The sequence below is a fragment of the Nonomuraea sp. NPDC059023 genome, assembly GCF_042740095.1.
In the GTDB taxonomy this organism is placed as follows: domain Bacteria; phylum Actinomycetota; class Actinomycetes; order Streptosporangiales; family Streptosporangiaceae; genus Nonomuraea.
The window spans coordinates 221,466-235,333 of record NZ_JBHYIO010000003.1 but is presented as its reverse complement, the minus strand read 5'-3'; the positions used below and the strand labels follow the sequence as shown (position 1 = coordinate 235,333).

Sequence of the window (13,868 nt, the reverse complement as noted above, 5' to 3'; positions counted from 1 at the left end):
TTCTTGCTTGCCCCGTCGGGTGGTTCACGAAGGCCCGTGACGGTGGCGCGTTCGTCCAGCGTGAGAAGCGATCCCGCCGACCCGCCGGCGCGCGTCGGCGGGTGGTGGTGGGGGCGGCTGGGCCGTAAGGGATCAGCGCCCTTAAGACAGCGTTGGGCCGTAAAGGATCAGCGCCTTTAAGACAGCGCGACAGAGGCCGTGCGGCCCAGGAGCGGGGGGAGGGTGGCGAGCACGTCGGCGAGCACGTCGAGGTCAGAGTCGACCAGGGCCTGGGGGCCGTCGCAGAGGGCTGTCTCCGGCGCCGGGTGGACGTCGATGATCACGCCGTCGGCGCCCACCGCGATGGCCGCGCGGGTCAGCGGGAGCACCAGGTCGCGGCGGCCGCCCGAGTGGGACGGGTCGACGATGACCGGCAGGTGCGACAGGCGCTGCGCCACCGGCACCGCCGACACGTCCAGCGTGTTGCGCGTGGCCGTCTCGAACGTGCGGATGCCGCGCTCGCACAGCACGATGTCCAGGTTGCCGCGCTGGGCGATGTACTCGGCCGCCATCAGCCACTCCTCGATCGTGGCGTTCATGCCGCGCTTCAGCATCACCGGCCGGCCCGCCGCGCCGACCGCCTGCAGCAGCGCGAAGTTCTGCGCGTTGCGGGTGCCGACCTGCAGCATGTCTGCGTAGGACGCGACCAGCTCGACGTCGTGGGCGTCCACGACCTCCGTGACGACCGGCAGCCCGGTCTCCTCGCGCACGTCGGCCAGGATGCGCAGGCCCGCCTCGCCGAGGCCCTGGAAGGCGTACGGGGAGGTGCGCGGCTTGTACGCCCCGCCGCGCAGCAACGTCGCCCCGGCCTTCTTGGCCATCAGCGCCGCGTCCAGCGTCTGCTGCGGCGTCTCCACCGCGCACGGCCCGGCGATCAGCGTCACCGTGTCCGGGCCGATCGGCACCCCGCCCACGTGCACGGTGGAGCGTTCGGGATGGTTCTCCCGGCTGACGAGCTTGTACGGCGTGGACACGCGCATCACGTCCCGCACCCCGGCCATGCCGCGCAGGTTGCCCTGGTCGAGCTGGGCCACGTCGCCGACCAGTCCGACGATCGTGCGCCGTACGCCCCGGCTCACGAACGCCTCCACCCCGGCCGCCTGCACGACCGCGACGATCGCGGCGACGTCGTCCTGGGTGGCCTCGGGGCCCATCACGATGACCATGGTTTTCTCCTCTGAACATGCGAAAGGCCCCGGATCCTTACGGACCCGGGGCCTTTCGATCGTCTGTGTCTGCTAGCGCAGCGCCACATGGCGATCGGTCCTCACGGGTCCGTCGCCATACCAAAAGATGAATGCGGTGCGCATAGGCCGCAATAGTAGCGCACTCCTACCCGGCGACGAGCCGTACGCCGGGCGATGACAGGATGGCCGAATGAACGAGGAGGAGTCGCGCCTGCCCCCAGGCCAGTACGTCCCGCGCGGCCGGCCCGTCATCCACTACGGCCGGGTGCCGCAGTTCAAGCCCGACAGCTGGGACTTCCGCGTCTTCGGCGCCACCGCGTCAGGGGAGATGCACCGCTTCAGCTGGCCGGAGTTCGAGAAGCTGCCGCACACCGGCGTGCTCGCCGACTTCCACTGCGTCACCAAGTTCTCGATCATGGGGAACGAGTGGCGCGGCGTCAGCCCGCAGGAGATTCTCGCCGTCGCGCCGCCCGCCGAGGGAGTGACGCACGTGATGATCTGGGCGGAGTACGGCTACAGCGCCAACGTCCGTCTCTCCGACTTCACCGCCCCGGAGACGCTGTTCGCCACCGAGCTCGACGACAAGCCCATCAGTCCCGACCGGGGCTTCCCGCTGCGCGTCGTGGTCCCCCATCTCTACGCCTGGAAGAGCGTGAAATGGGTGCGCAGCATCGAGTATCTGCTGGAGGACCGGCGCGGCTTCTGGGAGGAACGCGGCTACCACAACGTGGCCGATCCGTGGCGAGAGCAGCGCTACTCATATCAAGAGGAGCCGGGGGAGGGGCCACCGTAGCGTTTCCGCCCGAACACCCCGCGTGACGGGCTACGGTTTGCCGCATGTCGATCGCCGCCTCCGTGGCGCTCGCCTCCCTCCTGGCATTCGCGCTCGGCTACCTCGTCGCGCGCCGCCGCCCCGAGCTGCCCGAAGGCGGCTGGAAGGACGAGGCGACGTTCATGACGCTGCACATCGCCGCGCTGGCCGCGCCGTCCCTGCGGGGCGGGCTCACGAAGGAGTCCGCACGCAAGGCCGTAAGGCATCTGCGCGTACTGCTCGGCACCCACGCGCTCGCGATCACCTCCACCGACGCGGCACTCGCGTGGGACGGGCCCTGCACGGACGAGGTGCTCGACCACGCCCGCGCGGCGCTGACCTCGGGCCGGGCGGAGGTCTTCGCCGGTCAGCCGCACGGCGCGGTCGTCGTGCCGCTCACCGTCGACGACCGGGTGGTCGGCGCGCTGGCCGCCTACGACGAGGAGCTGAGCGCGGCGCTCGTGCGCACCGTCACCGAGGTCGCCCGCTGGGTCTCGGGCCAGCTCGAGCTCGCCGAGCTCGACACCTCCCGCCGCCGCGCGCTCGAAGCCGAGATGCGCGCCCTGCGCGCGCAGATCTCGCCGCACTTCGTCTACAACGCCCTCACCACCATCGCCTCCTTCGTGCGCACCGATCCCGGCCGCGCGCGAGAGCTGCTGCTCGACTTCGCCGACTTCTCCCGGTACGCGCTGCGCCGCGCCCAGGACTTCACGACCCTGGCCGACGAGCTGACCTGCGTCGACCGCTACCTGCTGCTGGAGCGCGCCCGGTTCGGCGACCGGCTGCGCTTCACCGTCCAGGTGTCGCCGGAGGTGCTGCCGGTGCCGGTGCCGTTCCTGTGCCTGCAGCCCCTCGTCGAGAACGCGATCAAGCACGGCATGCGCGCCGCCGGCGGCGCGGGCGAGGTACGCGTGGTGGTCCGCGACGCCGGCCCCGAGGCGCACATCACCGTCGAGGACGACGGCGCCGGCATGGACCCCGAGCACGCCAGGCAGGTGCTCGACGACGGCCCGTGCCGCGAGGGCGGCGGCATCGGCCTGGCCAACGTCGACGTGCGGCTGCGCCAGATCTACGGTGAGAACTACGGGCTCGCGGTCGAGACCGCGCCGGGCGCCGGCACCCGCGTACGGCTGCGCGTCCCCAAGACCCGGCCTAGCTCTTTGTAGTCAAATCTTTACTCAACGTAGGCGTGTCACTTGTGAGCAGGGCGTTCTTGCGGCAGCGTGGACGGCATGCTACGCGTTCTGGCCGTTGACGACGAGGTGCCGGCTCTGGAAGAGCTGGCCTACCTGCTGCGCCGGGACAGCAGGGTGGAGCAGGTCCTCACCGCAGCCGACGGGGTCTCGGCGCTGCAGGACATGGTGCAGATGATCGGTGCGGGGGAGCGGCTGGACGGGGTCTTCCTCGACATCCGCATGCCCGGCCTCGACGGGCTCGACCTGGCCCGGCTCATCGGCGGGTTCCCCAGCCCGCCCCGCCTGGTGTTCGTCACCGCGCACGACGACTGCGCCGTGCAGGCCTTCGAGCTGCAGGCCGTCGACTACCTGCTCAAACCGGTGCGCGCCGACCGGCTGGCCGAGGCCGTGCGCAGGCTGGAGGCGGTCTCCGCGCCGCCCGACGACTGCGGGCCCGACGACGTCATCCCGGTGGAGCTGGGCGGGCGTACCCGGTTCGTGCCGCAGCAGGCCGTCTGGTTCGCCGAGGCCAAGGGCGACTACGTGCGGCTGCACACCGTCGACGGCAGCTACCTCGTGCGCATGCCCCTGGCCGCGCTCGAACGCCGCTGGGCCGGGGCCGGCTTCATCCGCGTGCACCGCAGCACGCTCGTCTCCGCCCGCCACGTCAGCGAGCTGCGCTTCGAGGGCGGCAAGGTGATGCTCACCGTCGGCACCGAGACGCTGCCCGTCAGCCGCCGCCACACCAGGCAGGTGCGCGAGCAGCTCGTCAACCAGCATCGGAGCGCGCAGTGACCGTGCGCCGCGTGCTGGTCGAGCGGCGTCCAGCGGCGGTCGGGCGCCTGGATCCGGCGCCGCCCGCCGACGTCTCCCGCGGCCTCTCCCGCGACGCCTCGCGCGACACCTCCCGAGACGCCGAGACGCGGGCGGCCATGCGCCGCCAGCTCTCGGCGGGCGCCGTCACCGCGGGGGCCGGGCTGGCCGTGCTGGTCGGGGCGCCGGTGCTGGCCGCCGGGTTCACCGACGTGCGCTGGTGGGTGGCGCTGTCGGTGGGGGTCCAGCCGGTGTGGGTACTGCTGGCCGTACGCCATCTGCGGCATGCCGAACAGGCCGAACGAGCGGGACCGTGACCGTCGCGGCGCTGGCCGGGATCGCCGTCGTGCTCGTCCTCGCCGTGACGGTGGGCACCGTGCGGCCGCGCCGCTACCTCAGCGTGACGGAGTTCTACGTGGCGGCGCGGGCGGTGCGGCCGTGGCGCAACGGCGCGGCCATCGGCGCCGAGTTCACCGGGGCCGCCGTCTGCCTGGGGCTGGCCGGGCTCATCGCCACGCACGGGGCGCCGATGCTGTGGTACCCGGTGGGGGCGGCGGCGGGGTTCGTGGTGGTGCTGGCGCTGGTGGTCGCGCCGCTGCGCAGGTCCGGGACGTTCACGCTGCCCGACTTCGCCGAATGGCGGCTGGGCTCGGCGCGGCTGCGGCGCTTCACCACGTGCTGGGTGCTGGGGATCGGGTTGTTGTTCCTCGTGGCGCAGTTCCAGGCGGCCGGGGTCGTCACGCGGCTGCTGACCGGGCTGCCCCCGTGGGCCGGCTGGGCGGCGGTCGCCGGCACCGCCGCCTGCGTGGCGCTGGCCGGTGGCATGGGCAGCGTCACGAGCGTGCAGGCCTCGCAGTTCTGGGTGAAGCTGGTCGCCTTCCTCGGCGTGGGGCTGGCGTTGTGGTGCACGTGGCATTGCGGCCAGGTGCCCGTGGAAGGCCTTTCCGGCGGGTACGGCTCTGGCGACCAGTCGTTGCCCGGCGTGCTGACGGTGTTGCTGGCCTGCGCGCTCGGGACCATGGGGCTGCCGCACGTCGTGGTCCGGGTCTACGCCGCCCCGGACGGGCGCGGGGCGCGCCGGGCGATCGTGGCGGCGCAGGTGTTACTCGGGGTGTTCGCCGTGGTGCCTCCCTTATATGGAATTCTCGCGCATGTGCATTTTCCCGGGGCGGGGGGCGAGGAGGTCGTGCTGCTGCTGCCGTCCCGGATGCTGCCCGGGGTCGTCGGGAACATGCTGACCGGGGTGCTGTCGGCGGGCGCCTTCGCGGCGTTCCTCGCGACGTCGTGCGGGGTGCTCGGGGCGGTGTCGGGGGCGGTGTCGGCCTGTGTGGCGCGGCCCGGGGTGCGCTCGTTCCGTACCTCGCTGGCCGGGGTGACGGTGGCCGCCCTGGTGCTGACCGCGACGACCGTCCCCGTCGGGTCGGTGGAGCTGGTGCTCGCCGCCTTCAGCCTGTCGGCGGCCACGTTCTGCCCGCTGCTGGTGCTGGGCATCTGGTGGCGGCGCCTGACCGCGCCGGGCGCCGTCGCGGGGTTCGCGACGGGCGGGGGCTTGACGGCGGTGCTTGTGGGGCTGGAATGGGTGGGCGTGAAGCCCTTCGTCCCGCCGGCCGCCGGCGTGCCGCTGGCTTTCGCCGTGATGGTCATGATTTCCCTGCTCACGCCCGGTCGGATCCCGGCCGGGGTGGCGGCGATGATGGCGCGGATGCACCTTCCCGAGCCGGCTGCGGGCCCCTTGATCGACCGTTCGTCGCGCGAGGGTGACCGTTCAGCCTCTTGACACGCTCCGTATATCGATGACTACAGACCGTTCAACGAGCTGTCCGTAAACGGGGTTTCGCCCACAAGATCGCAACCGTAGTGTTGCCCGCATCGAAGCCGCACCGCCGCATCGGGGGGGACGAGCCGGAAGGCTCACACAGGCCTGATGTGGCGGATTCACCGGTGACCACGAGGTCACCACGGCGGTCGGGCCCTCGACCGGGGGGTGGGGCCCGCGGCCGGAATGTGGAGGGGCGCCCGCTGAGCCGCGGAAAACGGACCGCGATCCGGCCTAACGGGGGCGGCCGGATCGCGCGAGCGGGCGCCCCCTCACATCACCCCCGCAGGACGTCGGCGAGGCGGGTGAGACTGTCCTGGCCGTGACCGGCCGCGATGCCGCGGCGGAAGGTGTCCAGCATGGCCCGCGGGATCGCGACGTCCACCCCCGCGGCCTCGGCCGTGCGCACCACGTGTTCCAGGCTCGCCGCCGCCATCCCCAGGTTCTCCATGTCCCCGGAGTGGTCGCCCGCGTCGATCCGGGGCGCGTAGAGCTCCACGAAGTACCGGAAGTCCATCGACTTGACCGCATGCTCCCGGAACTGCCGCGCCGAAACGCCGTACGCCCGCGCCACCGTCTGCCCGTGCAGGTAGCCCACGAGCCCGGTCCAGAACATGTCGATGCCGATCTGGTAGTACAGGGCGGCCAGGCCGGGGTCCTCGCCCAGGTAGTCGATCCCGGTCAGCGCTTCGAGGGCGGCCCGGTGGGTTTCCACGGCGCCGGCGGGGCCGCTGTAGTACGTCGAGGTGCCGGGCGCGCCGATGCCGGGTGGCGGCGTCTGCACGCCCCCGGTGATCTGCGTTCCGCCGTGCCCGGCCACCCACTCGGCCGCCGTCCGCGCCTGGTCGGGCGTGTCGGAGGTCAGATTGACCACGGTACGGCCGGCCAGCGCCTCCGGCGCCTGCTCCAGTACGGCGTAGACGGCGTCGTAGCCGGTCAGGCTCAGCACCACGAGCTCGTTGGCCCGGAGCGCCGCCTCCACGCTCGGGGCCAGGCGCGCCCCGCGGGCGACCAGGTCGCCTGCCTTGCGGGCGGTGCGGTTCCAGACGGTGACGTCGTAGCCCTTGTCCAGGTAGGCGGCGGCCATCGCGTGGCCCATGGGGCCGAGGCCGATGACGGTGACGGACATGCGTACTCCCTAGAATGAACGTTCTATCTAGCGACGGACTGTAGCACGGCACTAGAATGAACGCTCTATCCAATAGAATGCGGAGTCATGAAGACCAAGGAGCGCATCGTCCGCTCGACCGCCCGCCTGATGCAGCGGCAGGGGTACGCGGCCACGGGCCTCAAGCAGATCTCCCAGGAGGCCGAGGCCACGCTCGGCTCGGTCTACCACTTCTTCCCCGGAGGCAAGAGCGAGCTGGCGATCGCGGCCCTGCGGCACGGCGGCCAGGAGTTCGCCGGCATGCTGCGGGAGGCGCTGGAGCGCGAGGACGACCCGGCCGTGGCGATCGCCGCCTGCGCCGACGAGCTGGCGGAGGGGCTGCGCGCCTCCCAATGGCTGGACGGCTGCCCCATCGTCATCACCGCGCTGGAGAGCACCGGCAGGGCACCCGAGATCCAGCGGGCCGCGGAGGAGGAGTTCGCCGCCTGGCGGGAGCTGGTCGGCGGCAAGCTGCGCCGTAGCGGCTTCCCCGAGGACGTCGCCCACGAGCTCGCGCACACGGTGATCAGCACGCTGGAGGGGGCCGAGATGGCCGCGCAGGTCGCCGAGAGCGAGGAGCCCCTGCGCATCGCGGGCCGCCACCTGGCCCGGCTCATCGCGTCCTACCGCTGAGAGCTCATCGGCGGGTTCGTGGCGGTGGGACCGCCCGCCGCTGGCTATCCTGTGGCACGTCGAGCCAGGTACGGCTCCCCACCACGAGCCCACCGGGAGGCGGCGACCGTGACAGCCGCCCAGCGCCGGAGCACATGGCCGGCGACGACGGTGGCGGCGCACGTGGTCCTGGCTCTCCTGACAGTGATCGTCCTGGCGGCCGCCCGGTACTTCGGCGCGGACCTGTGGCAGACCCTCGCCGCGGCGGGCGCCGCCGTCCTGCTCCATGGGGGAGCGCTGGAGGCCCGCCGGCGGCCGTGGGCGGGGTATGCGATCGGCGCGCTGGGCATGCTCGTCCTGGTGCTGCTGCCCTTCCCGGGCTGGTCACCGGTCATGCTGCCCTCGGCCGTGTTCTTCCCCCTGACGTTGTGGCGGCTGACCGGCCAGGTTCCGGTCAGGTCCTCGGTGCTCGCGTTGGCCGTCGCCGCGCTCGGGATCGTTCTCAACGAGCTGGTGGCGTGGTCCCGGCTGCCCTCTGGCGTTCCCGGGTGGACGCGCCTGTCCGAGGGCGGGCTGCTGATGCTCGTGGTCGGCGGTGTGTGGCTCGCGGCCCTTCTGGTACGCCGCAGGCACGAGTCACGCCGCCGAGCCGAGAGCGAACGGCTGGCCGCGGCGGTCGCGGACGAACGGGCCAGCATCCGCCGCGACCTGCACGACGTGATCGCCCACACGGTCACCGTCATGGTCGCCCGGATCGAGGCAGCGGCGGTGACGACGGCGGATCCGGCGACCCGCAGCGAGCTCGGCGACATCGCCGAGGCCGGCCGGGACGCCCACCAGGGCCTGCGGGCGATGCTGGCCACCTTGGGCCCGGCCACCGCGGCGCCGCGCGGGCAGGCCCCGATCTCGCTCGACGCCCTCCCCGACCTCGTGGCCTCGGCGGCGAGCCCGCTCCACGCGGTGACGTTCGCCGAGGCGGGCGAGCGACGGCCGCTGAGCCTGAGCGCCGAGGTCGCGGCGGTCCGTACCGTGCAGGAGGGCATCACCAACGCGCTGCGCCACCTCGAACCACCGGTCAAGGTGACCGTTCACCTGCGCTGGAGCCCGGCCGAGGTGACGGTGGAGGTGCGCGACGACGGCGGCAGGGCGCGTCGCGACACCGGCGGCCAGGGGACCGGCCTGCTGGGGATCGAGGAACGTGTGCGTACCGCCGGCGGCACCCTGTCGATCGGCGCCGGGGACGACGGATGGGTGCTGCGGGCGCGGCTCCCCACGAAGGAGGGGGTATGACGGGGATCCGCGTCATGCTCGTCGACGACCAGGAGTTGCTGCGGGCCTCGCTCCGCACGGTGCTGTCGGCCGACGAGCGCATCGAGGTCACCCACGACGTCGGGAACGGCGCCGAAGCGATCGAGGTCGTCCGGCGCCACCGCCTCGACGTGGTGCTGATGGACATCCGCATGCCCCGCATGGACGGGGTCGCCGCCACCGCGGAGATCGTCAGGATCGCACCGGAGACCCGGGTGCTCATGCTGACGACGTTCGACGACGACGAACTGGTCGTGGCCGCCATCCGGGCCGGCGCGAGCGGCTACCTGACCAAGGACGTCCGCCCCGCCGCCCTGGCCCAGGCCGTGTGCGACGTCGCCTCCGGGACGTCGGCGCTGGCCCCGGGGGTGGCCGCGACGATCCTCGATCTCGTACGGCAGGTGCCGATGCGAAGGGCGAAGGCCCTGGCCGGCCTCACCCCGCGCGAGGTCGAGATCTTCGGCCTGCTGGCCCGCGGCAGGTCCAACAGCGAGATCTGCGCGGAACTGGTGCTGAGCGAGAACACCGTGAAGTCCCACGTCCGCGCCGTCCTGCAGAAACTGGACCTGCGCGACCGCGTGCACGCGGTGATCCACGCCTACGAGAACGGGCTCGTCGCCCGCCACGAATTCCATCCTGAAGGGCGGCACGGGATTCACCCCTCGGGGTGAGGCCCGCCGGAGGCGCCCGATCTAGGTTCGACGTCGTGCGTTTTCCTCGGGTGTCCTCCATGCTCGCCTTCTGCGGTGTGCTCGTCGCCGTGCTGCTCGGCTGGACGGCACCGGCCCACGCCACCGCCGAACGGCTGGTCGACGACTACCGCTCGGTCTACGGCACGCCGGGCGTCGCCGCGGCCGTGATCGACGGGTCGTCGGTCGAGACGATCGTCCGCGGCAGGGACGGGGACGGCAACGCGGTGTCGGCGCGGACCCGGTTCCGGATCGCGTCGATGAGCAAGTCGATGACGGCCGCCGCGATCATGCTGCTGGCCGACGACGACCGCCTCTCCCTGAACGACCCGGTCGTCAAGCTCCTGCCCGGCTTCACGATGGCCGACCCGCGCTTCACCGGGATCACCGTGCGTCAGCTCCTCAGCCACACCTCGGGGCTGTCGAACAGCACGAACAACGAGTACGTGTTCCCTCCGCCGCGTAGCCCGCGGGAGATCGTGTCCAGGCTGGCCGGCAAGCGGCTGGCCGCCGATCCGGGCACCCGCCCGGAGTACCACAACACCAACTACTCGATCGCGGCGAGGATCGTCGAGGTGGTGTCGGGCAGGTCCTTCGGCTCCTTCCTGCACGCCGAGTTGTTCACGCCGCTGGGCATGACCGCCACCAGCTCGACGCTGGGGTGTTCCGACGCCGCCGAGGGGCTGCCGTCCGCGTACCAGGTCGTGCTGGGGGTCGCCGTCGCGGCGCCGGAGATGCCGGGGACGTGCGCCGGCAACGGCGGGGTGATCTCGACCCTGGACGACATGGTGCGCTGGGTCCGGTTCAACCAGGGAACCTTCGGGGCCGGCCTGCTGAGCGCCGCCTCCCTGGCCGAGCTGCACACCGTCCAGCCGAAGGCCGGCCACTACGCCCTCGGCTGGCAGTCGCGCCCCGTCGCGGCAGGCGCCCCGCCGTCGGTGATCGGCCACGGCGGAACGCTGGCCACGTGGACCGGGGACATGGTCTTCTCGCCCAAGACCGGCAAGGCCGCCCTCGTCCTCACCAACAGCGCCGGCGATCCCGGCGTGCTCTCGGCCAACCTTCTCGCCGAACGGATCGGGGCCCCGGCGACGCCGATGAGCAACCCGCTGACCGTCGTGAACGCCGTCCTGCTCGGGCTCACGGTGGTGATGGCCGCGCTGCTGATCACCGCGATCGTCCGGGCGCGCCGCTGGGCCTCGCGCCGCCGCCTGGCGCGCCGGCCGTTGCTGGTCCTGCGGCTCGTGCCCCTCGCCCTGGTGATCGTGGCGGGCGCGCTGCTGCCGATGCTGGTCTGGGGGGCGGTCAACCTCCAGTACTGGATCGTCACCGTCTGGCTGCTGCCGCTGCTGGCGATCTTCGGCCTGGTCTGCTGCGTGCTCGGGGCGGTCGCGCTCGGCCGCCGCCTCCTGCGCTACCGCCGCGCCGTTCGGGCGGCCTCCTCAGCGGTACGGCCGGCGATGGCGAACACCTGACCGGAGCCTAGAGCCCGTCGTCGGCGTCCCAGTGGTTCTGCCAGCGCGGGTCGACGACCTCGGTGGCCGACTGGTAGCGGATGTCGGTGGACAGGCGGACCATTCCCGCCGGGTCGACGTTGTCCAGGGAGGCGTGGATGAGGTGCGCGCCGTGCACCATCATGTCGCCGGCCCGGAAGCCGGTGACGAGCCAGCGGGCGTCGTACTCCTCGGCCAGCGCGGGCAGGTCCGCGGTGATCGAGGCGGCGGGACGCCGGAGCGTGCCCGCGGCCTCCTCGGCGAGGACGCGGTGGTGACTGCCCTCCAGATAGATGAGCGGCCCGCGCTCGACGGGGCAGTCACCGAGCGGAATCCACGACGACAGCACCTTGTCGGTGCCCTCGCGCAGGTAGACCAGGTCGTAGTGGGCCTGGGTGGCGGTGCCGACACCCGTCTCGCCCGGTCCGATGTGCCGGATCAGCTTCCTGCGGTGCAGGTGCACCTCCTCGGTGTCCAGCAGCCACCGGTAGAAGCCGGCGATCCGGGGGTGGCGGCACAACGCCTCGTACTCGGCGCCGGGGACGATGTCGCGAAACAGCGCGCGGCGCATCGCCGCGCGGTCGAGCTCGCCGCGGCCGGCCCTGCCGAGCCGGGGGTCGCTGCCCGGCTCGGTGACGCCCGTCCCCTCCAGGGCCGCGAAGTAGTAGCGGCGGAACTCCAGGATCTCCGCACGATCGAGGAAACCCGGCAGGAACAGGTAGCCGTCGCGGGCCAGCCGGTGCCGCAACGCGGCCCGGTCGTGGCGTTCGGCGGGGCGGACGGGCTCGAGCCGGCCGAGCCGCCGCGGGCTCGGGTCGAGCCGGTGGCCGTTGGAGGTCAGGACATCTGTCGATACCGGTGCGGTCGCGGTGCGGAACATGACCCCATGTTCAGGGCACGGGCGGCCGCCATGGTATGCAGTGTTTCCGGATCCGTTTGCACTTTTGTCGGGAGGTGGGTGGGGGTGCCGGAGCAGATCGCCCACTACCGGACCCCGCCCGAGGGCGTCAGAGCCCTCGGCCTGGCCGTCACCGGAGCCGGCACCATCCTGGGCCAGGGCCGGCCCCGGCCCCGGCAGGCGCTGACGGGGTACGCCGGGGTCCTGGTCACGGCGGGCACCGGGCATCTCGTCCTGCACGACCGCCCCGGACGGCACCGGGTCGGGCCCGGCACCTTCTTCTGGCTCCCACCCGGAGTCCGGCACACGTACGGGCCCTCGGGCGGGACCTGGGACGAGCACTGGGTGCTGTTCGAAGGACCGGGCGCCGGCGGCTACGAGAACCTCGGCTACCTCGGCGGGGGAGTGGCGGCCGTGGAGGTGGCCGACCCCGCCGCGGTGGAGGCGGCGATGGCCCGGCTGGTCGAGCTGGCCGGACGGGCCACCACCCTGCCCGACCACGTCGAACTCGGCGCGGCGCTCCACACGGTGATCCACGCCGTCGGCCCGGGACGCGGGCTCCCGGCGGACCGGGCGCCCGCCTCGCCGCTGGGCCACCGGGCGATCGCGCTGCTCACCGCCGATCTGGAGCGCCCGGTGCGGATCGGCGAGGTGGCCCGGGAACTGGCCGTTTCGCGTGACACGCTGATCGCGGCGGTCCGCGCCGTCACCGGGGACACCCCGATCGGCTACCTCACCCGGCACCGCCTGGACCGTGCGAAGGTGATGCTCGCCGACACCGACCTGCCCGTGGGCGCCATCGCCCGCAGGGTCGGGTACGCCGGCCACGCCTACTTCACCCGCGTGTTCACCCAGCGGGCGGGAATGTCACCGACGGCCTTCCGCGAGCAGGCCTTCCGTGAGCAGTCCCCGCCGGAGGACGCCCGCCCCCGGCCCGCCTGACGGTACGCCGATGCCGCATGGACCCACGCCTCGGCTCGCACCCCCCACGGGCCGCCCCCTCTGACACCCCGGCGATGCCGAGTGTTGAGGAACCGGCGGCAAGGACAAGGGCCGCCGCCGCGTGATGCGGCGACGGCCGGGAAGAGCGCTCACGCGGCGAGCACGCTCTCCTCGTAGGAGCGGCGGACCGCCTGCGGCTGCGGGGCCGGACGGGTGAGCAGGGCCTCGGCCAGGTTCGCCTTGATCATCGCCGCGATCCGCACGGCCGCCGGGAGCGTCAGCGCGAACAGCAGGCCGGCCGCGGTGTTGAAGGCGACGAAGACGCCGTCGCCGTCACCCAGCCCGAGCAGCGCCGGCAGGCCGCCGTCGAGCCCGGGGATCTTGGCCAGCGCCCAGCCGTAGATCGGGAAGGTCAGCCCGGCGATCGCGCCGGTCCACCACACGGCCGTCAGGACGAAGGAGACGATCGCGAACGGCAGCGCCACGATCGCGTGCAGCAGGTCGAGGAAGGCCTGGCCGTTCGCGATCGGGGTCATCGTGCGGCGGAACCAGCCCGCGCCCGCCGGGGCGGCCGGGTACTCGGGCCGAGCCAACGGCCGGCCGACGACGCCGGGCAGGGCGGCCCGCTCGGCGTCGGCGAACTTCCTGGCCAGGAACGCGGTCGCGGCGAGCACCGGGAGGCCGACGAAGGCCACGGCGCCGCCCAGACCTGCCGCCACACCCACGACGACCAGGACGAAGGCGATGACGGTGACCGGGAAGCCGGTCAGGACATAGCGGGTGTCGGTGGTGATGCGGTGCTGGAGGGTTCTCATGGCAAAGACGCTACGGAGCGGGCGGGGGCGCGACGACCCTGCGTACCGGCGTCGTGGGGGTAGGGCTGTCCCTACCCTTGGCAAAGTTCATTAGATAGCTGTACTATCTAATGAATCGCTATC

Annotated in this window: 14 protein-coding genes; 10 read left to right on the top strand and 4 right to left on the bottom strand. The window is 72.6% G+C overall.

Annotation, left to right across the window (positions count from 1 at the left end; all coding sequences use genetic code 11):
* Window positions 1–176: 176 nt before the first annotated feature.
* Window positions 177–1,205 carry a 3-deoxy-7-phosphoheptulonate synthase gene (gene aroF / locus ACFWYW_RS07060; RefSeq protein ID WP_379611697.1) on the bottom strand — a complete coding sequence of 343 codons (1,029 nt, stop codon included), beginning with the start codon at window positions 1,203–1,205 and terminating at the stop codon, window positions 177–179.
* 211 nt (window positions 1,206–1,416) lie between these two features.
* On the opposite strand from aroF, the gene ACFWYW_RS07055 reads away from it, so the two are divergent.
* The 5 genes from ACFWYW_RS07055 to ACFWYW_RS07035 all read left to right on the top strand — a co-directional run bounded on the left by ACFWYW_RS07055 (window position 1,417) and on the right by ACFWYW_RS07035 (window position 5,802).
* Window positions 1,417–2,019, top strand: a complete 603-nt coding sequence (locus ACFWYW_RS07055) for a sulfite oxidase-like oxidoreductase (protein ID WP_379611698.1) — start codon at window positions 1,417–1,419, stop codon at window positions 2,017–2,019.
* Window positions 2,020–2,063: 44 nt separating this feature from the next.
* Window positions 2,064–3,203 carry a sensor histidine kinase gene (locus ACFWYW_RS07050; protein ID WP_379611700.1) on the top strand — a complete coding sequence of 380 codons (1,140 nt, stop codon included), beginning with the start codon at window positions 2,064–2,066 and terminating at the stop codon, window positions 3,201–3,203.
* A gap of 66 nt (window positions 3,204–3,269) precedes the next feature.
* Window positions 3,270–4,007, top strand: coding sequence for a LytR/AlgR family response regulator transcription factor (locus ACFWYW_RS07045; RefSeq protein ID WP_379611701.1), 738 nt, complete (start codon window positions 3,270–3,272; stop codon window positions 4,005–4,007).
* The gene (locus ACFWYW_RS07040) at window positions 4,004–4,342 is read left to right on the top strand and encodes a hypothetical protein (RefSeq protein ID WP_379611702.1); all 339 of its coding nucleotides are present in this window, start codon (window positions 4,004–4,006) and stop codon (window positions 4,340–4,342) included. The genes ACFWYW_RS07045 and ACFWYW_RS07040 overlap by 4 nt, the downstream gene beginning before the upstream one ends.
* A complete protein-coding gene (locus tag ACFWYW_RS07035) occupies window positions 4,339–5,802 on the top strand; it encodes a cation acetate symporter (RefSeq protein WP_379611703.1) in 1,464 nt (487 codons plus the stop codon). Before ACFWYW_RS07040 ends, ACFWYW_RS07035 begins: the two co-directional genes overlap by 4 nt.
* Window positions 5,803–6,118: 316 nt before the next feature.
* On the opposite strand, the gene ACFWYW_RS07030 is transcribed toward ACFWYW_RS07035, so the two are convergent.
* The gene (locus ACFWYW_RS07030) at window positions 6,119–6,970 is read right to left on the bottom strand and encodes an NAD(P)-dependent oxidoreductase (protein WP_379611704.1); all 852 of its coding nucleotides are present in this window, start codon (window positions 6,968–6,970) and stop codon (window positions 6,119–6,121) included.
* An 87-nt stretch (window positions 6,971–7,057) separates the two neighbouring features.
* Between ACFWYW_RS07030 and ACFWYW_RS07025 the strand changes: the two genes are divergently transcribed.
* The 4 genes from ACFWYW_RS07025 to ACFWYW_RS07010 all read left to right on the top strand — a co-directional run bounded on the left by ACFWYW_RS07025 (window position 7,058) and on the right by ACFWYW_RS07010 (window position 11,072).
* Window positions 7,058–7,621 (top strand): TetR/AcrR family transcriptional regulator, encoded by a 564-nt coding sequence (locus tag ACFWYW_RS07025; RefSeq protein WP_379611705.1) that lies wholly within the window; start codon window positions 7,058–7,060, stop codon window positions 7,619–7,621.
* Window positions 7,622–7,729: 108 nt separating this feature from the next.
* A complete protein-coding gene (locus ACFWYW_RS07020; protein WP_379611706.1) occupies window positions 7,730–8,890 on the top strand; it encodes a sensor histidine kinase in 1,161 nt (386 codons plus the stop codon).
* Entirely contained in the window at window positions 8,887–9,579 is a 693-nt protein-coding gene (locus ACFWYW_RS07015) for a response regulator (RefSeq protein WP_379611707.1), read from the top strand. Before ACFWYW_RS07020 ends, ACFWYW_RS07015 begins: the two co-directional genes overlap by 4 nt.
* A 35-nt stretch (window positions 9,580–9,614) precedes the next feature.
* A complete protein-coding gene (locus ACFWYW_RS07010) occupies window positions 9,615–11,072 on the top strand; it encodes a serine hydrolase domain-containing protein (protein ID WP_379611708.1) in 1,458 nt (485 codons plus the stop codon).
* Window positions 11,073–11,079: 7 nt separating this feature from the next.
* Here the strand turns inward: ACFWYW_RS07010 and ACFWYW_RS07005 are convergent, their stop codons facing one another.
* Window positions 11,080–11,970 carry a phytanoyl-CoA dioxygenase family protein gene (locus ACFWYW_RS07005; RefSeq protein ID WP_379611709.1) on the bottom strand — a complete coding sequence of 297 codons (891 nt, stop codon included), beginning with the start codon at window positions 11,968–11,970 and terminating at the stop codon, window positions 11,080–11,082.
* A gap of 84 nt (window positions 11,971–12,054) precedes the next feature.
* Between ACFWYW_RS07005 and ACFWYW_RS07000 the strand changes: the two genes are divergently transcribed.
* Window positions 12,055–12,930: an AraC family transcriptional regulator gene (locus tag ACFWYW_RS07000; protein WP_379611710.1), complete on the top strand. Its 876-nt coding sequence runs from the start codon at window positions 12,055–12,057 to the stop codon at window positions 12,928–12,930.
* 149 nt (window positions 12,931–13,079) lie between these two features.
* Here ACFWYW_RS07000 and ACFWYW_RS06995 read toward each other — a convergent pair whose 3' ends face one another.
* Window positions 13,080–13,745, bottom strand: coding sequence for a sensor domain-containing protein (locus ACFWYW_RS06995; RefSeq protein WP_379611711.1), 666 nt, complete (start codon window positions 13,743–13,745; stop codon window positions 13,080–13,082).
* Window positions 13,746–13,868: the final 123 nt, after the last annotated feature.